The following is a 23180-nucleotide window of genomic DNA, read 5'->3' on the forward strand; positions in this document are numbered from 1 at the left end:
GCGTTAAAGAGATAGCAGATATAAGTTTTCAGACAGCTTCTCCGCATCGGGTATTACGATTTCTCCGCGATGTAATTCCGCCAATCCCTTGGCTTGCATACTATTGAGAGCTTTTGATACTCCTGTCCGGGTATCGTTGACGATTTGCGCCAAGTTTTCCATTTTTATTTTCAGTGCTTTCTCGCCCGATAAACGTTCTACATGGCTGAGGATGAAGTGGGCGATGCGGGCTTCGAGGTTATCACCGGACACAGCCCATAAACGGTTATGCAGCATTTGAGTACGGTTACTGACTATATTCATATAGTTCAAACGGAATATCTCATAATTAAAGAGTTCTTTCATGACGAACGCCTTGCTGATGCTGACGGTGTGCGCTTCCGTTTTTGCCCGATATGTAGAAGCATAATGCGTTTTCATACCGAACATCGAGTAAGCCTCAATCAGGTAGGGAGCCGGAAAGTATTCTGTAAAGCTGTAAGAAGAATCGACGGATGAGGTGGAAGATGCGACTTCTCCTTTTAGGACGAAGACCAGTTCATGACAGGAAGTCCCTTCTTTTAAAAGAAGTTCGCCCGGCTTATGTTTTGTGAAGTGCAATTTGACTTTTTCCAAAATACGGGTAAAGTCTTCCTGGGCAAGTCCTTGAAAGAGGGGTAATTGTAATAGCGTATCAAACATTGTTTCCATATCATTCTCATCTTCTGGTTTACGAGCAAAAGTAGATATAATCGAAGTCTGCCGTAAACACTTGCCCTCTCTTTTTGTTTTTTTTATTATTTCTTAAACGTGCTATTCATTCGCTTTTAAGAAATTTTGCGAAATGCATAAAAATAGATTATCTTTGCAGAAAAAAGGAGGGACGTATGTTTTCAGCATTTAATTGGCAACAGATGACCAGCGCTTTTATCGTGCTGTTTGCCGTGATAGATATCATTGGTTCTATTCCTATTATCATTAACTTGAAGGAGAAAGGGAAAGATGTAAACGCATTGAAAGCCACATTAATATCGTTTGGCTTGTTGATTGGCTTCTTCTATGCGGGTGATATGATGCTGAAATTGTTCCATGTGGATATTGAATCATTTGCCGTTGCCGGTGCATTCGTCATATTTCTGATGTCATTGGAAATGATTCTCGATATTGAAATCTTTAAAAACCAAGGGCCGATTAAAGAAGCAACGCTGGTTCCGTTGGTTTTTCCGCTATTGGCCGGAGCAGGGGCTTTTACTACTTTACTTTCTTTGCGTGCCGAATATGCCAGCGTCAATATCATTATAGCGTTAGTGCTGAATATGATATGGGTATATTTTGTTGTCAGTATGACAGGACGGGTTGAGCGATTCTTAGGTAAAGGCGGTATTTATATTATCCGTAAATTCTTTGGTATCATTCTGTTAGCTATATCGGTACGTCTGTTCATGGCAAACATCTCGTTACTTTTGGAGAGCTTCCATCAATAAGATTGTTTTGTTTCTTCTTCAGAGGAGGCTTCTTCCTCTTCCTCATCAATGTCTTCCTCGTCTGCGAAAGGTTCCGGGCGTTGAGGACCGTATTTCATAAAAGCGATGGAACAGAGCGTTCCTGTTATGGCACCGCTGAGATGTCCTTCCCAAGAGGTCGTTTCTTTGGCGAACTGTGGAAACATGTTCCATACCAATCCGCCATACAGAAAAGTTATTAATAGAGAAATTGCTATGAGTGGTACGTGTTTTCGTAATAATCCGCTAAAAAACAGGAAGAATGCCAAGCCGTAAATAATACCGCTCGCGCCGATGTGCCATCCCGGTTTGCCTATAAGAAAGGTGAATACTCCGCAACCTATCCAGATTGTAAAAAAGATATAGGGCGCAATATCCCGATAGAAATAAAACAAACACCAGGACAAGAAGAAAAAAGGAATCGTATTGGCAAAAAGATGTTTAAAACTACTGTGTACTAACGGATGTGCAAATATACCGAATACTCCTCGCTTTTCCATTGGATAAACTCCCAGCTTTGTAAAGTCCCAATCCATGCCTGTTTCCAAGAATTTCAGTATATACAGGATGAATAGTAGAAATAGCGGTATAATCGCAGCCAGAACTATTCGTTGCACGTCACGCTTCATATATTGTACAGGGATTTGTTATTTTCGTACAATGCTACGAATTATTTACTTGAAAAACGAAAAAAAACTGACTTTTTATTTTGCGTATAGGCTTTAATTCGTATTTTTGGGCATCGCTACAAGCTTTGTAGCGCATATACCTGAATAATTAACCTTTAAATAATGCACAACTATGAGTTATTTACGATTTGACAAGACCTTGATGGTTAATCTGCAAGAATCTTTGCCAAGGGAGATACTTCGGACTAACAAATCGGGGGCCTATCATTGTACAACGATTGTAGATTGTAACACACGCAAATATCACGGCTTGTTGGTGATTCCTGTCCCCAACCTGGATGATGAAAACCATGTGCTGCTGTCTTCTTTGGATGAAACGGTAATTCAGCACGGTGCGGAGTTTAACCTGGGGTTGCATAAGTATCAGGGAAATAACTTTAGTCCGAATGGACATAAGTATATCCGTGAATTTGATTGCGAGCATATCCCGGCGACTACCTACCGTGTGGGAGGTGTTATCCTCCGTAAAGAGAATGTTTTTGTACATCACGAGAACCGGATTCTGATTCGTTACACCTTGGTCGATGCCCATTCGGCAACAACGCTCCGGTTCCGTCCTTTCCTGGCATTCCGCAGCGTACGCGAATACACGCACGAGAATGCGCAGGCAAGCCGTGACTACCAGTTGGTGGAAAATGGCATTAAAACCTGTATGTATCCCGGTTATCCGGAACTTTATATGCAGCTGAACAAAAAGAATGAATTTCATTATCAACCGGATTGGTATCGCGGCATTGAATATCCGAAAGAACAGGAACGCGGATATGATTTTAATGAAGACTTGTATGTACCCGGTTATTTTGAAGTAGATATAAAGAAAGGTGAAAGCATTGTTTTCTCTGCCGGTATTTCAGAGATTTCACCGCGTAAACTGAAACAGGCCTTTGAGGCCGAAGCCGCAGACCGCACTCCGCGCGACAGTTTCTATCACTGTTTAAAGAATTCCGCTCACCAATTCCACAATAAGCAAGGAGAAGAACATTATGTACTTGCAGGTTATCCCTGGTTCAAATGTCGTGCACGCGACTTGTTTATTTCCTTACCGGGACTGACTTTGGCAGTGGACGAACAAGATGAATTCGAAGATGTTATGAATACGGCGGAAAAAGCTATCCGCAATTTCATAGAGGATAAACCGGTAGGTTATAAAATCTATGAAATGGAACATCCCGACGTGCTTTTATGGACAGTGTGGACTTTGCAGCAATATGCTAAGGATACATCGCGCGAACAATGCCGCTTGAAGTACGGTAAGCTGTTGGAAGACATCATGAGATATATCCGTGACCGTAAGCATGACAATCTTTTTTTGCATGAAAACGGCTTGCTTTATGCAAATGGCAAGGAAAAGGCCGTTACATGGATGAACTCTACGGCTAACGGACATCCCGTAATTCCTCGTACCGGATATATCGTTGAGGTGAACGCGTTGTGGTACAATGCTCTGCGTTTTGTTTCGGATATTGTACGTGAGGGAGGAAATGACATTCTTGCGGATGAGTTGGATACTCAGGCGGAGATAACGGGTAAATCTTTTGTGGAGGTTTTCCGCAATGAGTACGGTTATCTGTTCGATTATGTAGACGGCTATATGATGGATTGGAGTGTTCGTCCCAACATGATATTTGCCGTAGCTTTTGATTACTCACCGTTAGACCGCGCGCAGAAGAAGCAAGTTCTTGATATTGTGACAAAAGAATTGCTGACTCCGAAAGGTCTGCGTACGTTGAGTCCTAAGAGCGGAGGGTATAATCCGAATTATGTCGGTCCTCAGACCCAGAGAGATTACGCTTATCATCAGGGTACAGCCTGGCCGTGGCTTATGGGCTTTTACATGGAAGCGTATTTACGTATCTATAAGATGAGTGGCATTTCGTTCGTAGAACGTTATCTGATTGGTTTTGAAGATGAGATGACGAGCCATTGCATAGGTTCTCTGCCTGAATTGTTCGATGGAAACCCACCGTTTAAGGGAAGAGGCGCAATATCGTTTGCCATGAATGTAGCGGAAATTCTGCGCATCTTGAAATTATTGTCTAAGTATAATTTATAAGAGGAGGAACGAAGATGAAAGTTTTAATGTTTGGTTGGGAATTTCCTCCCAAAATATATGGCGGTCTTGCAGTTGCATCATACGGAATAACTAAAGGATTGAGCTTGCAGGGGGATGTGGAAACGACTTTCTGTATGCCCAAGCCCACAGGTGAAGAAGAGCAATTCTTGAATATAATCGGCATGAACCAAGTGCCTATCGTATGGCGTGACGTCGATTATGATTATCTGAAGTCGCGTTTGTCGACAATGAGTCCGGAACAATACTACGCTCTGCGCGACCATATCTATTCGGATTTCTCTTATATGCACGTCAACGACCTTGGCTGTATGGACTTTGCCGGCGGTTATCCGGGAAATTTGCATGAAGAAATCAATAACTTTTCGATTATAGCCGGAGTGGTGGCGCGTCAACAGGAGTTTGACATTATCCATGCACACGACTGGTTGACCTATCCGGCCGGTGTACATGCGAAAATGGTAAGCGGCAAGCCGCTCTGCATTCATGTTCATGCCACTGATTTTGACCGTTCGCGAGGAAAGGTTAATCCTACTGTCTATTCTATGGAAAAGAACGGAATGGATTACGCCGATTGCATTATGTGCGTATCGGAGCTTACCCGTCGCACAGTTATCAATGAGTATCATCAAGATCCAAGAAAGGTATTTGCCATGCACAATGCTGTGTATCCGCTGTCGCAGGAGCTTCAGGATATTCCGCGTCCGGATCATTCTAAAGAGAAGGTGGTGACTTTCCTCGGACGTATCACCATGCAGAAAGGACCGGAATACTTTGTGGAAGCTGCTGCGCTGGTATTGCAACGTACCCGTAATATCCGTTTTGTAATGGCCGGTTCGGGTGATATGTTGAATGCCATGATTAACCTGGCTGCCGAACGCGGTATTGCCGACCGTTTCCATTTCCCCGGTTTTATGAAAGGCAAACAGGTATACGAGGTTTATAAAAACAGTGATGTGTTCGTTATGCCTTCTGTTTCCGAGCCTTTCGGTATCGCTCCGCTGGAAGCCATGCAGTGTGGAACTCCATCTATTATCTCCAAGCAGTCCGGATGCGGTGAAATCCTTGATAAGGTGATTAAAACCGATTATTGGGATATTCACGCTATGGCCGATGCTATCTATTCCATCTGTATCAATCCGTCTCTATTCCATTATCTTCAGGAAGAAGGAAAGAAAGAAGTGGACGGAATTACTTGGGAAAAGGTGGGCTTGCGAATTCGCGCTCTTTATGAGGATGTGTTAAGAAACTATGGTAAATAATAAAACAATAAATACTAATGAGAACTATCTGTCTTTATTTTGAGATACATCAAATTATACATCTGAAACGTTATCGTTTCTTTGATATCGGTACAAATCATTATTACTATGATGATTATGCTAATGAAACAAGTATAAATGAAGTTGCCGAACGCTCGTATATTCCTGCACTGAATACGCTTATCGAAATGGCGAAGAATTCGGGCGGCGCGTTTAAAGTGGCTTTATCTATCTCCGGCGTGGCATTGGAGCAACTGGAAATCCATGCGCCTGCTGTAATCGATTTGCTGCATCAGCTCAATGATACAGGATGCTGTGAGTTTTTAGCCGAACCGTATTCTCACGGACTTTCTTCTTTGGCCAATGAGGATTGCTTCAAGGAAGAGGTTATGCGTCAGAGCGCTAAGATGAAACAGATGTTTGGCAAAGCTCCGAAAGTGTTCCGTAATTCCAGCCTGATTTATAATGACGAGATTGGCGCTGTGGTGGCCAGCATGGGCTTTAAAGGTATGCTGACTGAGGGTGCTAAGCATGTACTTGGTTGGAAGAGCCCGCACTATGTATATCATTGCAATATGAATCCGAATTTAAAATTGTTGCTACGCGATTTTAAATTATCTGATGATATCAGCCTGCGCTTCTCTAATTCGGAATGGAGTGAATATCCTTTGTTTGCGGATAAGTATATCAATTGGATTGACGCGTTCCCGCAAGAAGAACAAGTTATCAATATATTTATGGAGCTTTGCTCGTTGGGAATGTCACAACCTCTGTCTTCCAATATTCTGGAATTCCTGAAGGCGTTGCCTGCATGTGCTAAAGAAAAAGGCATTACTTTCTCAACTCCTACGGAGATTGTTACCAAACTGAAATCCGTATCGCAACTGGATGTTCCATATCCTATGTCATGGGTTGATGAAGAAAGAGACACAAGTTGTTGGCTGGGTAATGTAATGCAGCGCGAAGCTTTCAATAAACTGTATAGTGTGGCCGAACGCGTACACATCTGTGACGACCGCCGCATCAAGCAAGACTGGGATTATTTGCAGGCAAGTAATAACTTCCGCTTTATGACGACTAAGAATAGCGGAGTGGGTCTGAATCGTGGTATTTACGAATCACCTTATGATGCTTTCACCAATTACATGAATATTTTAGGAGATTTCATCAAGCGTGTCGATTCCTTATACCCGGTAGATATTGATAATGAGGAATTGAATGCCTTGCTGACTACAATCAAAAATCAGGGGGATGAAATAGAGGAACTCCATAAAGAGTTGGAAAAAGCGCAGAATAAGCTGGAGAAGGAAAAGGCAGCTGAGAAGAAGAAAGAAGCGAAAGCTGCTCCTAAGACTGCTGCGAAACCTGTTGCCAAATCTACTGCAAAAAAAGCCGCATCAAAGAAGAGCACCGCGAAGGTCGCCAAAGAGTAAAGTTTGACTTACAATAATGTGAGAAGTCCTCCATGCTTTTAAGTATGGAGGACTTTTTTTGCGTACAATTAACTTCTTTTTATTTTTTCATTTAATTATATACAATTAAATTTGCATCTGCCTTGTTGATTGGGCAATCTATATGATACTTACATGAGATTGGAGAATGACGATATATACCGAATTATAAATGGAGATGAATTTGCATTTGAACGTTTTATGCAATACTATTCTTCACGTTTATATCATTATTCTTTAGGGTTATTGGGAAATAAGGAAGCAGCAGAAGAAATTGTTAGTGATGTCTTTTTCGAGGTGTGGAAGAATAGACGGCAATTAGCAGAGATTAATAGTATGAGTGCCTGGTTGCAAACAATAACTTATCGAAAGGCAATCTCTTTTTTGAGAAAAGAAAACGGTAGGCATGATTTATCTTTCGATGAAATTGAGGATTTTACTTTTGAGCCGGTACAATCACCAGATGAGGAAATTATAAGTAAGGAAGAAATTCAAGAGATTAATAATGCCATAGAACAGTTACCGGCTAAATGTAAACATGTTTTCTTTTTGGCTAAAATAGAAGGATTACCTTATTTGGAAATTGCTGATATGCTTCATATTTCCGTAAAAACAATTAACTATCATGTAGCTTATGCTATAGATAGTATTGCCAAAAAGCTAAAAAAAGACTTTCGCAAGAAATAATTTGAAAAAAGTTCATTTCTGACCTAGATATCTTTTTGAAAATTGCGTCTATATTAATAGAACAATTTTCGAAAAGAAATATGAACATAGGAACGCGCGATAATAATTTGCCAGAACTATTTGATAAACTGAATTCTCATCAAGATATTGAGGAAGAATTTGTTTCAATACCGAAAGGAGAAAAGCTTCTTTTCTTTTGGAAGGAATGTAAACAGGATGAGGTGGATTCTGCTTCCATAATAGAGAAAACAAGGCAAAAGATTAGATACAATACAATAAAGCGTAAGAGAAGTCATTTCTTGGTTGTTTCAGCTTCTATTGCTGCATCTGTTTTAGTATGTATATCAACAATTTATTTCTTAAATCAAAAAAGTGAAAAAGGAATTAGAATTGAATTTAATACGATTGCAGAGCAGTTGGATAATAAAAGATTGGAAGACGTTACTCTTATTACTTCTAACGAGCAAGTAAAGCTAAATAATAATGCTTATGTACTATATTCAAAAGATGGTAATGTTGCTATTGACTCTCAAGAGATCTCAGTCGAAGAAAATAAAGATGAGATAAATTATAATCAGTTATTGGTTCCGGCAGGTAAACGAGCAAAAGTAAAACTTTCTGATGGAACAATTCTTACTGTAAATTCTCTGTCGAAAGTGATTTATCCTGCCTCTTTTACAGGTAACGTTCGTAAAATATATGCTCAAGGAGAAGTGTTTTTAGATGTTGCTCATGATAAAAAACATCCGTTCATAGTTGAATCCAATGATTTTTCCTTGCGTGTATTAGGAACCAAATTTAATATTTCTAATTATAAAGAAATGGGTGAAACTACTATTGTTTTAGTAGAAGGCTCGGTAGAGGTGACTGATACTAATGAAAACAAAGCGAAACTTTCACCTAATGATTTATTGAATATAACTAATGGCGCTGTTAACGGACAGAAGAAAGTAGATGTAAATGAATATATTAGTTGGATGAATGGAATACTTTTTTTAAATGGTAAGGACTTGGAAAGTATTACTCAAAAGTTGAGTATTTATTATGGTGTTTCCATTTGTTGTTCTTCTGTAGTTGCAGATAAAAAAATATATGGAAAATTGGAGCTAAAAGAAAATCTGGCTGATGTGTTAGAATGTATTCAACAACTTCTTCCTGTTACAATAGAAAATAAAGATGCTATAATATATTTAGATAAATAATTAAAACAAATTGCCTATGATAAATGACTAATACTATGATAAAAAATCGGATAAATATTGGCGTATTTATCCGATGATAATTCCTTAATAAATTAATTAGATCCAAAATTGTTAACCTAAAAAGAAATTTTTATGGTAAAGAAAGCTATTTTTCTTAAATTAAGAAAGAAACTTGATTCCTTTTGCAAAATAAATATTGTTTTTTATACTTTTTTTTCTTCTCCTTTGATTTGGGCAGTTTCAATGTTTTCATTGTCCAGTCCGATTATTGCAGCTAATTCTGTAAATAATAATATAAGAAATGAGGAAAATACACTTCAAGGAAATATTGTTGTCACAATAAATCCAGATAAAGAGAATGTTATTCGTAATCCTTTGACTGGTTGGACTCTTTATTTAGGACGTAATTGGGATGAGAATTTTTGGACGAAAGAAGGATATGACCATATGGTTGTTCCCGGGATGTCTAAACCTGTAAAGGTATCTGATTACGCGAATACTTGTTATATACGTACCAGTTGGAGTTCTTTAAATCCTTCGGAAGGAGTTTATATTTGGGATGATCCGAACGCCCGATTAACCAAACTGATACAAAGTGTACTAAATAGAAATATGCGTTTAGCTTTCCGTATTGTAGTGGATGGACGTGATCAAGGACAGAATACTCCTCTTTATGTATTTGAGGCCGGAGCAAAATGGTATTCGGACCCTAATAGCGGTAAAGAGACGGTTCGGAAATCACCTTATCCAGATGATCCTGTTTTCCAGGAAAAATATACAACTTTTATAGAAGCCTTCGCTAAACAGTTTAATAATCCTGATATTGTGGATTTTATTGATGGATACGGATTAGGTAAATGGGGTGAGGCACACTCTATGGTTTATGAAAATTATAGTAATAAGGCAAAAGTCTTTGATTGGGTGACGAGTTTGTATGCTCGTTGTTTTGACCGGATACCTTTGCTGATTAACTATCATCGTTTGGTGGCTGCCAACAATGTTACTGGTTGGGGAGAAGTTGCTCCTGATACAGATTATTTGTTGCAAAGTGCTATTGACAAAGGATATAGTTTACGTCATGATGCATTTGGTATGAATGGCTATTACCAAGATTGGGAAAAAGAATATGCGGCACGTTGGAATTATAAACGTCCTATTATTATGGAGGGCGGTTGGATAACTGGTGGTACACACCGTTATTGGATAGATCCGAGTGGTGAATATAGACAAGGTCATCCAGAGGATGTACGTCAAGGAGAGTTTAACGCATCTGCTGAGGCACATGTTAACATGATGGATTTCCGTATAGGTGATGAAACGAACTCTTGGTTTACTAAAAGTTTCTCTTTAGTAAAGCGCTTTATTGCTGAAGGTGGATATCGTTTATATCCTGATAGGATTTCTTTACCGGTAAAAGTTAATACTGGACAGGAAATCGTGATAGAACATCGCTGGAATAATTTAGGTTGGGGGTATTGTCCAACGAATATTCCGCAGTGGAATCAGAAATATAAAGTTGCATTTGCTTTATTAGATAGTAAAAATAGTGTAATGCGAATATACGTTGATAAACAAACTGATTTATCTAGATGGCTGAAAGGTACTCCGACGTCTTATAAGTTCAATTTAAAGTTGGAAGGTGCACCGACAGGGAATTATTCATGGGCTGTTGGGCTTGTAGATGTAACTAAAAAGAATAATATTGGTTTACAGATGGCTGTTAGTGAAGGTTTGTTGGAGTCTGGTTGGGTAAAATTATTGCCGGTAACTATCCGTTGAAAATGTATCAATCATAAATAATAATTTAAGTAAAATATATTGCCTATGAAGAACTAACAACGACTATAATAAATTCCAGATGACTATAAGTATACTCATCTGATATACCTCAAATTAATAAAATCCAAAATTGTTAACCAAATAAATAGTATATGTTTAAGAAAACTACTTTTTTACACTTAAAGAAGAGAATAAACTTTCTTGGTGTAATGAGCATCTTCTTGATGATTCCTTGCTCGGTTTTTGGCGAAACTGTAGTAAAATGGAATGCAGAAGAAAATTTGTTTACAGTACAAGCTACCAATTCAACGGTGAAGGACATCTTGAATTATATAGAAACACATAGTGACTATGTTTTTGTCTATTCGGAAAATGTACAAAAGGTACTTAATAATAAAGTTTCAATATCAGTTGTCAATAGGAAAATAGATACGATTCTGAAAGAACTTTCAACACAAACAAAATTAGAATATAAAATCTCCGGACGTCAAGTAATAATTTCCATGCCGCAGGTTGATAAAACTCAGCAGGAAATTAATAAGAAGAATGTAAAGGTTACGGGTAATGTAGCCGATGAAAATGGAGAAGCTTTAATTGGTGCTTCAGTCATGGTTAAAGGTAGCACTATGGGCACTATAACCGATATAGATGGTAATTTTTCGCTAGATGCATTTAAAGGAGCGACATTACTTATTTCTTATATTGGCTATACATCACAGGAGACGTCTATAGATAATCGGACTTTTTTTAAGATTGTATTGAAAGAAGATTCTAAAACACTGGAAGAGGTGGTAGTTATTGGTTATGGAACAGTAAAGAAGAAAGATTTGACAGGAGCTGTTGCTGCAGTGAAAGGTGATGATTTGGTTGCTAAAAAAACGACAACTCTTTCTACTGCATTACAAGGCTCTGTCTCTGGTATGATGGTCCGTCGTGATAACAATGCTCCGGGTGCTTCTGCTAGTAGTATTCATGTACGGGGTATTACGACAATGGATAATTCCGAACCGTTGATTATTGTTGACGGAGTTCAATGTGATAATATTGACTACGTAAATTCAAATGATGTAGAGAATATCTCTGTATTAAAAGATGCGGCGGCAGCTTCTATTTATGGTGCCAAAGCTGCTGCTGGTGTTATTTTGATTACTACAAAAAGAGGCTCTCAATCGGATTTAAATTTGACATATACGGGGGAGTTTGGTTGGGAAATTCCGACTAAACAACCAAGTATGGTGGGAGTTACTCGTTATCTGGAGATGAATAACGAACTGCTTTATAATGATAATCCTGGTGGCGGACTTTTCCAACTTTATACTTCAGATCAAGTAAAAAACTGGGTAAAGTATAATAAAACAGATCCCAATAATTATCCTATAGTAAACTGGCGTGATTTGATGCTGAATAATTCGGCACCAAGACAAACGCATACAGTTTCTCTTTCCGGGGGTAATAAATCTGTGAGAACCCAAGCTTCTCTTTCTTATGATGAAGTCGATGGATTATATGATGGTCGAGGTTTTCAACGTTACATGTTTCGTGTTAACAATGACTTTACTATCAATGATAAATTAAGTGCCACGTTGGATGTTACTATACGGCATGCCAAAAATAGAAATTCAATTTATGATCCTTTTGGCGATATGCGTAAGATGCCGGCCGTATATCCGGCAACTTGGGATGACGGACGTCTTGCATCGGGTAAGTCTGGCGCAAATCCTTATGGTCTGTTATTATATGGTGGCCGTACAGTTGCACATAGTACACAAATAGGTGGAAAGGCTGCTCTTAATTTCAAGCCTTTCGATGGACTTAGTTTGCAGGCAATTGTTGCTCCATTTATCAATTATCAAAAGAATAAGAAATTTAGAAACCAAGTTTCTTATACTTTGATGGATAATCCGGATGCAATCGGTGGTAATCTAGAAGGTGGTGGAGTGACGTATAGTACGAACGAATTGACAGAAGAACGTAAAGACAATTGGCATGTTACTACTCAGGTGATAGCCAATTATATGAAATCCTTCGGTAAACATGATATTACATTAATGGCTGGATATGAAAATTATGTGATGAAAAAAGAGGAATTGACGGCTGGTCGTGACCAGTATGAACTTACACAATATCCTTATTTGAATATCGGTCCCGAGGATTATATGGCTAATAGTGGAACAGGCAGTGAATATACTTCCAATTCTGTTTTTGGGCGTGCTATTTACAGCTATGCCGACCGTTATCTTTTTCAGGCAAATATACGTTATGATGGTTCTTCCCGTTTTGCAAGTCAATATAGATGGGGGACATTTCCTTCATTCTCTGCCGGTTGGGTAGTTAGTGAGGAGAAGTTTATGAAGAATGCCAATATTGATTGGTTGTCATTTTTGAAACTAAGGACCTCGTGGGGTATGCTTGGTAATGAGCGCATTGGGGATAACTATTTTCCATATATGGCATTGATGACATTTAATAATGCTTTGTTTTATAAAGATGGGGCTGTTGTCTCTGAAAAAACAGCTGCCCAGCGTAATCTGGCAGTAGAAGATATTACATGGGAGACTACCACTTCGACAGATATAGGTGTTGATTTGGGGTTTCTGAATAATCGCTTACGTGTAACTGCGGATTATTATTGGAAAAAGACGAAAGATATGCTTTTGTCTATTGAAATCCCTTATTCAATGGGATATGCTAATCCGAAGAATAATGCCGGTAAGATGTCCACCACAGGCTTTGACCTTGAAATAAGTTGGAATGACCGTATTAATGATTTTAGTTATAGTATTTCTGCAAACCTGTCAGATTTCAAGTCGAAAATAGATTATCTTAGAAATAGCGATATTATCAGTGATGGTAAAGTGAAACGTGCCGGTGTCCTGTTTAATGAATGGTATGGTTATGTTTGCGAGGGTATTTATCAGACACAAGAAGAAGTTGATAATTCTGCTACCTTAAATAACCAGATAACAGTAGGTGATTTGAAATATAAAGATATATCCGGCCCTGACGGAGTTCCGGATGGAAAAATTTCTGCAGACTATGATCGTGTACCATTAGGTAACTCCTTACCTCGTTTCCAATATGGTGGAAATATTCATGCAGGTTATAAAGGAATTGACTTGTCTGTTGCATTTCAGGGTATTGGAAAGCAAAATGCTTATCTTACGAAAGAAATGGTGCAGCCATTGCGTGATAACTATGGCAATATTCCTTCTATTGTTGATGGTAATTATTGGAGTCCGTTTAATACTGCCGAAGAAAATGCCAAAGCCAAATATCCTCGTTTGAGCCAAGTCAATAGGGACAGCAACTACGCAACTTCCAGTTTTTGGTTGTTTAATGGCGCTTATTTCCGTTTGAAGAATGTTACTTTAGGATATACTTTGCCAAGTGTTTGGACACAAAAAGCGGGAATTAAGAAAGTACGTCTGTATGTCAGCGCTTCCGATTTATTCTGCATAAGCAATTATCCGGAAGGTTGGGACCCTGAAATGGGAGTATCCTCATATCCTATCACGACTTCTTTATTGTTTGGACTCTCAGTAAACTTTTAAATGAATATATTATGAAAAATCAACTGATAACATTTATGGCAGGCTTGAGCCTGGCCTTTACCTCCTGTGTTGACATGGATATGGTGCCTAAGTCACAGGGAAACAGTGAATCATGGTATACCACGGAAACAGAGTTAAAAATGGCTGTTAATGAATTCTATATACTTGGTTACTGGAAGATGGATTCTCCTGAGAGCATGGAGCAGTATTCTGATAACTTCACTTATCGTAATACGAACCGTAAAACTTTATTAGACGGTACATTGAATGGGCAAACTTATGAAGTTTATCACCTGTGGCAACAGTCGTATAAACTGATAGCGCGTGCCAATTCATTACTTGAAGGCGTTGAACGAGCGAGAAATGCCGGTTTGTCTGAAGAGGTTATCAACCAGTACGAGGGTGAGGCCTATTTTGCCAGAGCTTGTAAATATGCCGATTTGATATTTTATTGGGGGGATGTTCCTTATTTGGATAAGTATATGACTATTACTGAAGCGGAGCGGATGGGGCGTAAGCCAAAAGCAGAATTGATTCCATTAGTATATGAGGATTTTGATAAAGCGATTGAGTATCTTCCGGTTTCTTATGGTTCGGAGGCTGAACATTTCACTAAAGGAGCTGCTTATGCTATGAAAGCTCGTTTTGCTCTGTATATGAGTGATTGGGAAATTGCAGCTAAAGCCGCTAAGGACTGTATGGATTTAGGTATATACTCCTTGGAAGCCGATTTTAGTAAATTATTTCTGCAAAGTACTAAAAGTAATCCGGAAAAGATTTTTGTAATCCCTCGCTCTATTGCCAATGAAGTAGTATTGACCCCGTGGATTGTAAAAAATGAGTTACCCCGTAACGCAGGCGGATATGGTTCTGATAATCCGTCATGGGATTTGTTGGCGGCTTTTCTTTGTACTGACGGGCTTCCCATTGATGAATCACCTTTGTTCGATCCTCGTAATCCTTTTAAAAACAGAGACCCGCGTTGTGCCCAAACTATTGTAGAATTTGAAACTGCTCATTGTGGTTTTGAATATAATCCTCGCCCGGATGCAAAAGAAGTCATGAATTACTCAACAGGTAAGAAGCAATCCAATCAAGATTCGCGTGCAGTTCAGCAATATGCTTCATATAATGGGTTGCTTTGGAAGAAATGCATTGATGCTTCTTGGACAGAAAACGGGCAACAGGTAGAATCTGATCAAATATTTATGAGATATGCGGATGTGTTATTGATGTATGCAGAAGCAAGGATAGAGTTGAATGAAATAGATAATTCTGTACTGAATGCTATCAATTCAGTTCGTGCACGTGCTTATGGAGTAGATGCGGCTAATGTAGCAATGTATCCTGCTGTTACTACTACTGATCAAACAGAACTGAGAAAAACAGTAAGAATAGAACGGCGTATGGAGTTAGCTAATGAAGGATTACGTTATATGGATTTGATTCGTTGGAAATTGGCATCTAAAGCCTTGAATAGTTATAACTATATAATGTTGGCGCCGGATGATTTACAGAATAATATAGTTGCTAAAGGTTTATGGTTTTGGCCGTCAACCCCACTTATAGATGATGACGGACTGGCTGATTTTTCTACTATGTACAATGCCGGGCAAATTGCTGTTGGTGCGAAAAGAGTCTTTCCCGACCGTCAGTATTTGTGGCCGATACCTACTCATGATATGGAACTTTGTCCTAATCTGGGGAATAACGATGGATATTAATTTCTTAAGAAAATCGTAGTATGAAACAGAAATATGAAATAAAGAAAAGTTGTTTGAGGCTGCTGGGTATGACTGTGTTATCTTTCTTCTTTGTAGCTTGCGGCAATGACGATATAGATAATAATTATTCACGGAACAACTATGAGGTTAATTTGACAGCTTCTTCCGAGAATGTGATATTGGATGAAAGTAAACCGAATGAAGTAGCCTTAACATTAGAATGGACACCGTCTCATGACTATGGGAATGATTATATCGTTACCTATAATTATCAAATGGAATTGGTCGGCAGCAAAGCTGATGCCATTAAAGAATATGAGGATGGTGGAATGTTTATCCGTAACTATACAAATAAGGAACTGCAGGATTTATTGATTGATAAGTTTGACCAATTGACCAGCACTAAAGGAGTAATGAAATTTACGGTTACGGCTTCTACTGAAGGGCCTCGCCTGATTGTACCTGATATTGCTACAGTTAGTGTGACGGTAAAAACTTATGGCGCGAAACAATTTATGGCAGACAAGGTATTCTTGGCTGTTGAAGGGCAAGAAGATATTGAACTAGTTCCGACTGCCAGCAATCCTCAACAATATGTGTATAGTGGTGAGTTACCTGCCGGAAGAATTTATTTCCCGGTATTGTATGGTGATGAAGAGAATGCTATATGCCCTGTAACGCCAGATATGGCTATAACTACCGAATCTATGGAAGCGACGGTGGTAGACCGTACCGAAACTAATGCATGGATTTTGCCGGAAACAGGTAATTATCGCATTACAGTAGACTTTGACGCTAAGACTGTGAAGATTATCGCATTAGGAGAAACAATAGAAATAGATAAGCTATATCTTGCAGGAAGTGCTGTAACAGGTGAAGATATAGAGGTTGCCCGTACATTGGAAAATGACAACTTGTATGCATTTAGAGGTGAACTGAAAGCAGGCTCACTGTATTTGCCAATATTATTTGCTGATACAAAACAATATGCTATTGCACCAAAGACAGAGGGTGTACAAGATGTTGAATATGCTCAAAATATGCCGCTTAAACAGATTGCTCTGGAGAAGGCTATGAGGGGAGCTTATTGGAATATTCCGGAGGATGGTATTTATCGTATTGTGGTAGATGCCGAGAATCAGAATATTAGAATTTATTCACAGGATACAGATATACAATCAAAAGTGGTGGGTCCGTGGAATGCACAGAATGCTTTTGGCAATACACAGGATGAGACTTTAAAAACATATAGCGGACCTATTGAAAAGTTATGGATGTACGGTACGTTTAACGGTCGGCAAACACATGATGACGGTGTTCCGGCGGGTTTCCAAGACAAATATACATTAAATCAAAGCTTAGCCAATCCTAATGTATTTGTTTATAAAGGTGCCAATTTACCTCGTCAGACGGCTGGGGATTATTGGGAAAAAAATCAAATAACGGGTTCGGTAATGTTCTTTGTGGGAGTTAAAACAGATGATGGAGTAGAGAGAACTAATAATAACGCTTATGCTTTTGGGTCTACTGCGGATGCTGACAGAGATGAGAAAAGATGTGGTTATATTACGGCAACCGCTGGCACTTCTTTGGAATTGGTTGAAGGACAGGATGATAATCGCTACGCTTACTTCATTATTCCTGAGAATACTAACTATGTTATGGTAGATGTTGAGAATCTGAAAGTCATTTTCGATCATAAAAAATAAGAGCTATGTATACAATAGATAGGTTGAAATATAAAAAATACGGCTTCTTGTCCGGTATTATGTCTATATTATTAATTGTCATCGGAGCTTGCTCCGATGACAACAGTACAGGAACTGATGTTTGGGAAACTCCCGGTAATGTTGTTGTTTCTACTATTCCGGAACGTACCGCAATAGTTAAGAATCCCATGATGGGTTGGGTGCTCTACGCGGGGCTTGGTGATGGATTGGCTGATTCTTATTGGGAAGATTATGACAATATGCAGTCCTCCGCAGGAATTGTGAGAGTTTCCGATTATGCTACCACACTGTTTATTCGTGCTTCTTGGACAGATTTTAATCCGGAAGAAGGTAAGTATGCATGGGATGAAGATGTAAATACTAAGGCGGCTCAGCGTTTCAAGATGCTGGTCGAGGGTGCTGCCGAAAGAGGCTTGAAGTTGGCATTTGCGGTGATTATAGATAGTCAGGATAAGAGCTATGATTTCACACCTGCATATGTGAAAAATGGCGGTGCGGCCGGTTATACGTCTCAAACAGGTTCTAAAACAGTATGGTCTCCTTATCCGGATGATCCCGTTTTCCAACAGTATTATGAGAAGTTCATCATGGATTTCGCTAAAAAGTATAATGATCCGGATGTAGTGCAATATTTCAGTGGCCAGGGATTCGGTAAATGGGGAGAATCTCACACTGTATTCTATTCCACAGGAGACAATACTCCACGTGAAGCTGTATTCAATTGGTCTACCGATCTCATGCGGAATGCTTTTGACAAAATTCCTGTAGTAGTATATTATCATCGCTATATCGGATTACGCGGTACGGATTCCGGTTATGATGAAGAAACGGAACGTTTATTGCAAAGTGCAGTAGATAAAGGCTATTGCCTTCGTCATGATGCTTTTGGAATGAAGAGTTATTACTCAACCTGGGAACGTGCGTTTGCTGCCAGCCAGCGTTATAAACGTCCTATCATAATGGAAGGCGGATGGGTGAAAAAGACTCATGGAAACTCTATTAAGGGAGATGGTTATAACGATTTCGCTGATGTTCGTCACGGAGAATTTGATGAAGGAAAAGGTTCTTATGTAAATATGATGGACTTACGTTACAGCAGTGATATCATAAACGGTGAAACGTACTCATGGTTCAACGATGCGTACGGTCTGGTGCAGGAATTTATTGCAGAAGGCGGTTACAGACTGTATCCAGATAAGATTTCGGTACCTTATGAAGTAGCTAATGGCTCAACATTACGCATCACTCATCGTTGGTCTAATTTGGGTTGGGGATACTGTCCGACTAATATTCCGCAATGGAAAGATAAATATCAGGTGGCATTCGCATTATTGGATAAAAACACACTTCAGCCGAAGTATACTTTCTTGGATTCAGAGCCGGCGCTGTCCGATTGGATTGAGGGTTCTCCGAAGACTTATACTTTCAATTTAAAGCTGACAGATGTTGCTGCCGGTGATTATCTTTGGGCTGTTGGATTGGTGGATACAACCAAAGACAATACTATCGGTATACAAATTTCAGCCAAGAAAGACAGATTGACTACCGAGGGCTGGTTGAAATTATGTGATGTTACAGTTCATTAATGTCTTTAATCTATGGTAAAAAATATATTAGTATACTTCTGTTTGCTTTTAGTTTGTTTGCAAACGAGAGCTGCATCCGTATGGTTAGAGGCGGAGAATTTCACGAATAAGGGTGGTTGGGTAGTAGACCAACAGTTTATGGATCTTATGGGATCTCCTTATTTGATGGCTCACGGTATGGGAGTTCCGGTAGAGGATGCTTCTGCAAAAGTGCAAATTCCGGAAAGTGGGGCCTACTGTGTATATGTCCGTACCTTCAATTGGACTTCTCCCTGGCATCAGGGGGAAGGACCGGGAAAGTTCCGTTTAAAAGTTGGTAATAAGAGGTTCTCTACCGTTTTAGGATGTGAAGGTAATGAGTGGAAGTGGCAATATGCCGGTAAAGTAAATCTGAAGAAAGGGGAAACCACTATCTCATTGACAGATATGACCGGTTTTAATGGCCGCTGTGATGCCATTTACCTTACGACGGATTCTAAAGAAGTCCCTCCTGCTGATAAAGTCGGATTGGAAGCTTTCCGGCGAAGGATGCTGGATTTGCCTGTATCTCCCGTAATGCATCAATCTTATGATTTGGTTGTGATTGGCGGTGGTATTGCCGGAATGTGCGCAGCAGCAGCGGCTTCTCGTTTAGGATGTAAAGTGGCGCTGGTTAATGATCGTCCGGTTTTGGGAGGAAATAACAGTTCCGAAGTACGTGTACATTTAGGCGGACATATTGAAATTGGGCCTAATAAAGGGCTGGGGCGTATGATTCGTGAGTTCGGGCATTCACGTAAGGGAAATGCACAACCCGGTGAGTACTATGAAGATGAAAAGAAAGCAGCTTTCATAGCCGGAGAAAAGAACATTACCTTATTTTCCAATTATAGGGCTGTTTCCGTTACAATGGACGGCACGCGTATTGGTTCGGTCATTATCAAACACGTTGAGACCGGTGAAGAACAAAGCTTGCAAGCTCCACTCTTTTCCGATTGTACAGGTGATGGTACTATTGGTTATTTGGCCGGTGCCGATTATCGTATCGGACGTGAATCCCGTTCGGAATTCGGTGAAGAACTGGCACCCCCTACTGCTGATAGAATGACAATGGGAGCTTCTGCCCAATGGTACTCGGAAGAAACAGATAAGAAAACCTCTTTTCCGGAATTTTCTTATGGTGTGGACTTTAATGACACTAACTGTGAAAAAGTGACGATGGGAGAGTGGAAATGGGAAACGGGAATGAATTTTGACCAGATAAGTGATGCGGAACGTATTCGTGATTACGGGCTTATGGTAGTTTATTCGAATTGGAGTTTCTTGAAAAACCACTTAAAAGATAACGGAGTTTATAAAAAACGTTCTTTAGCTTGGGTAGCGTATGTTTCCGGTAAGAGAGAGTCCCGCAGGTTGTTGGGAGATTATATCCTGAAGCAAGATGACATTGATAAGAACGTTTTCCATGAGGATGCTTCATTTGCTACTACCTGGAGTCTTGATTTACATTTCCCTGATCCGGAGAATTCCAAAAAGTTTCCCGGAGCAGAATTTAAGGCTGCAACCAAGCACATTTATATACACCCTTACGCGGTTCCTTATCGCTGTTTGTACTCCCGGAATGTGGAGAATCTGTTTATGGCCGGACGTAATATCAGCGTGACCCACGTGGCTTTGGGTACAGTGCGGGTTATGCGTACTACCGGTATGATGGGGGAAGTGGTCGGTATCGCAGCTTCTCTATGTAAAAAGTATCAGGACTCTCCTCGTGGAGTATATCAGCATCATTTGACAGAGTTGAAAGAATGGATGCAAAGAGGAGTCGGTAAGGAGAGCGGTTTACCGGATAATCAACGTTTTAACGAAGCCAATGAGCTGTTACCGGTGCCCCGTGCTTTAATCAAACGATAAAACAGGTTATACTATGAGAATATTATTAATATTATTAGCCGTATGTTGCATACAGCCCTCTGTTTCCGCAGGCAATTCTTGCTATAGTAAATGGACAGGAGATACGCTGATCATTGGCAATAACCGTATTGAACGGAAATTTATTTGGAATGGAGGTAATCTGATAACTTATAGTTTGAGTGATAAATGTAATGGAAAAACCGTATTATCGGCATCTGCCACTCCTGATTTTTTTATTTCTAAAGGTGATAAAACAGGACTTGGCGGAGATTGCCGGGTTGAGGATATAGCGGCAACGGATATTCATCCTGCCTATCAGCAGACCATTGTTACCTTTTCCGTAGGGACATTGGATGTGAAACGAGTGTATCGTGTCTATGATGATTGTCCGGCAATAGCCTGTGATACGTATCTGAGAGGTACTGCTAACAGTGTTTTTGGCGGGAGAGAGACTGACATGGCCGATCGTAAGAATATTGAGTTTGCCGAAGATATGAAGTCCAAGTCGGTTACGGCTATTTTGGATCAGCTCCATTTTAAGGGACAGCATTGGCATGTCAAAACCGTTGAGTTTTGGGATGTAACAGACTGGAACAATAATTTGGTGACTGAACGGAATATCATAGCTTATCGTAAAAACAACTATCGCGGTAATCTTTTTTTTGCGCGTAACGGTGAAGACAACTGCGGTTTCTTTTTTTTGAAAGAAGCTCCATGCTCCGGTGTGCAGTTAGCTTATAACGGAGTGGACTTCATGGCAGAGTTTGGCAAATTCATGGTTACCGGTTTGGGTATTACGGAAAAAGATATTCAGCAAGATAGATGGATACAAACTTACAGTTGTGTAACAGGTGTTTATGGTGAAGGAGAATTGCAGGCTTTGACAGCGCTCCGTAATTATCAGAAGAATATTCGTCGTCATTTCCGTAGTCGTGATGAAATGATTATGATGAATACGTGGGGCGACCGTAGTCAGGACACTAAAGTAAATGAGAGTTTCTGTCTGCAAGAATTGGAGCGTGCTGCCAAGTTAGGAATTACTCATTTTCAGATAGATGATGGGTGGCAAGTTGGGAAAAGTCCTAATTCTGCTGTAGCCAAAGGTTCTTTCCGAAATATTTGGGATAACGAGGACTATTGGACTCCGGACCCGGTCAAGTATCCTCACGGACTGACTCCAATCGTTGAGAAAGGAAAAGAGCTGGGTATTGAAATCGGTTTATGGTTTAATCCGAGCGTTCAGAACGATTTTGCTGATTGGGAAAAGGATGCTGAAACTTTGATAGGGCTTTATCGTAAATATGGCATTCGTGTATTTAAAATTGACGGGCTGACTATTCCGACAAAAAGAGCGGAAGTTAATCTGCGCAATTTGTTCGATAAGGTATTGGCGGAAACGGGCGATAAAGTAATGTTTAATTTGGATGCGACGGCAAGCCGCCGTGCCGGTTACCATTTTTTCGGTGAATATGGAAATATCTTCCTTGAGAACCGATATACCGACTGGGGAAATTATTACCCTTATTGGACGCTTCGCAATTTATGGATGCTTGCTAAATATGTTCCGGCTGAAAAGTTACAGATAGAATTCCTGAATAAGTGGAGAAATACTGAAAAGTATGGTAATGAGCCGTTTGCTCCGAAACATTATTCGTTTGAGTATCTATTTGCAACTGCTATGGCAGGGCAGCCATTGGCATGGATGGAAGCTTCCAATCTGCCGGACGAGGCTTTCTCCGTAAAAGCATTGATAGACCGTTACAAAGAAGTTCAATATGACTTTCATCAAGGAGTTATACTGCCGATAGGTGAGGAGCCGTCCGGACGCTCTTGGACAGGATTTCAGTCTATCAGCGACGATAAAAGCGGCTATCTGCTTGTTTACAGAGAGAATAACGGACAGAATAAAAGCTGGATAGAAACATGGTTGCCTGCAGGTGCGAAAATTAAATGTATGCCGGTGCTTGGTAATGGCAAAGCTATGACTACGGTTGTGGGTAGACTGGGAACAGTGGAAATTTCACTACCTGCGATAAATGATTTTGTAATGTATAAGTATGAAATAAAATAAGTATAT

Annotated in this window: 15 protein-coding genes; 13 read left to right on the forward strand and 2 right to left on the reverse strand. The window is 39.8% G+C overall.

Going from position 1 to position 23180, the window contains the following annotated elements:
• Window positions 1-3: 3 nt before the first annotated feature.
• On the reverse strand, window positions 4-690 hold the full coding sequence (locus I2F54_RS03750; RefSeq protein ID WP_195500547.1) for a Crp/Fnr family transcriptional regulator: 687 nt from the start codon (window positions 688-690) through the stop codon (window positions 4-6).
• A 176-nt stretch (window positions 691-866) separates the two neighbouring features.
• Here I2F54_RS03750 and I2F54_RS03755 point away from each other — a divergent pair, with 176 nt between their 5' ends.
• Window positions 867-1463, forward strand: a complete 597-nt coding sequence (locus tag I2F54_RS03755) for a MarC family protein (RefSeq protein ID WP_087412845.1) — start codon at window positions 867-869, stop codon at window positions 1461-1463.
• Here I2F54_RS03755 and I2F54_RS03760 read toward each other — a convergent pair.
• Entirely contained in the window at window positions 1457-2110 is a 654-nt protein-coding gene (locus I2F54_RS03760; RefSeq protein WP_195500548.1) for a rhomboid family intramembrane serine protease, read from the reverse strand. The two genes, I2F54_RS03755 and I2F54_RS03760, sit on opposite strands and share 7 nt — an antisense overlap.
• Window positions 2111-2282: 172 nt before the next feature.
• Here I2F54_RS03760 and I2F54_RS03765 point away from each other — a divergent pair, with 172 nt between their 5' ends.
• The 12 genes from I2F54_RS03765 (at window position 2283) to I2F54_RS03820 (ending at window position 23174) form a co-directional block, all read left to right on the forward strand.
• Entirely contained in the window at window positions 2283-4223 is a 1941-nt protein-coding gene (locus tag I2F54_RS03765; protein WP_195500549.1) for a glycogen debranching enzyme N-terminal domain-containing protein, read from the forward strand.
• A 14-nt stretch (window positions 4224-4237) separates the two neighbouring features.
• Complete coding sequence (locus I2F54_RS03770; protein ID WP_009122546.1) at window positions 4238-5503, forward strand: glycosyltransferase family 4 protein; 1266 nt, start codon at window positions 4238-4240, stop codon at window positions 5501-5503.
• A gap of 17 nt (window positions 5504-5520) precedes the next feature.
• Complete coding sequence (locus I2F54_RS03775; protein WP_087412842.1) at window positions 5521-6936, forward strand: glycoside hydrolase family 57 protein; 1416 nt, start codon at window positions 5521-5523, stop codon at window positions 6934-6936.
• A gap of 153 nt (window positions 6937-7089) precedes the next feature.
• A complete protein-coding gene (locus I2F54_RS03780) occupies window positions 7090-7641 on the forward strand; it encodes an RNA polymerase sigma factor (RefSeq protein ID WP_087412841.1) in 552 nt (183 codons plus the stop codon).
• Between the two features lie 80 nt (window positions 7642-7721).
• Window positions 7722-8843 (forward strand): FecR family protein, encoded by a 1122-nt coding sequence (locus tag I2F54_RS03785; RefSeq protein ID WP_195500550.1) that lies wholly within the window; start codon window positions 7722-7724, stop codon window positions 8841-8843.
• Window positions 8844-8975: 132 nt separating this feature from the next.
• Window positions 8976-10622: a DUF4832 domain-containing protein gene (locus tag I2F54_RS03790; protein ID WP_229097124.1), complete on the forward strand. Its 1647-nt coding sequence runs from the start codon at window positions 8976-8978 to the stop codon at window positions 10620-10622.
• Between the two features lie 209 nt (window positions 10623-10831).
• On the forward strand, window positions 10832-14173 hold the full coding sequence (locus I2F54_RS03795) for a SusC/RagA family TonB-linked outer membrane protein (protein ID WP_195500577.1): 3342 nt from the start codon (window positions 10832-10834) through the stop codon (window positions 14171-14173).
• An 11-nt stretch (window positions 14174-14184) separates the two neighbouring features.
• The gene (locus I2F54_RS03800) at window positions 14185-15897 is read left to right on the forward strand and encodes a RagB/SusD family nutrient uptake outer membrane protein (RefSeq protein WP_195500551.1); all 1713 of its coding nucleotides are present in this window, start codon (window positions 14185-14187) and stop codon (window positions 15895-15897) included.
• A 20-nt stretch (window positions 15898-15917) separates the two neighbouring features.
• Entirely contained in the window at window positions 15918-17606 is a 1689-nt protein-coding gene (locus tag I2F54_RS03805; RefSeq protein WP_195500552.1) for a SusE domain-containing protein, read from the forward strand.
• 5 nt (window positions 17607-17611) lie between these two features.
• Complete coding sequence (locus tag I2F54_RS03810) at window positions 17612-19213, forward strand: DUF4832 domain-containing protein (protein WP_118466700.1); 1602 nt, start codon at window positions 17612-17614, stop codon at window positions 19211-19213.
• 12 nt (window positions 19214-19225) lie between these two features.
• Entirely contained in the window at window positions 19226-21103 is a 1878-nt protein-coding gene (locus tag I2F54_RS03815; protein ID WP_195500553.1) for an FAD-dependent oxidoreductase, read from the forward strand.
• 13 nt (window positions 21104-21116) lie between these two features.
• Complete coding sequence (locus tag I2F54_RS03820; RefSeq protein WP_087412835.1) at window positions 21117-23174, forward strand: alpha-galactosidase; 2058 nt, start codon at window positions 21117-21119, stop codon at window positions 23172-23174.
• The last annotated feature ends 6 nt before the right edge of the window (window positions 23175-23180 follow it).

The organism is Bacteroides clarus (genome assembly GCF_015555825.1).
Taxonomy (GTDB): Bacteria; Bacteroidota; Bacteroidia; order Bacteroidales; family Bacteroidaceae; genus Bacteroides; species Bacteroides clarus.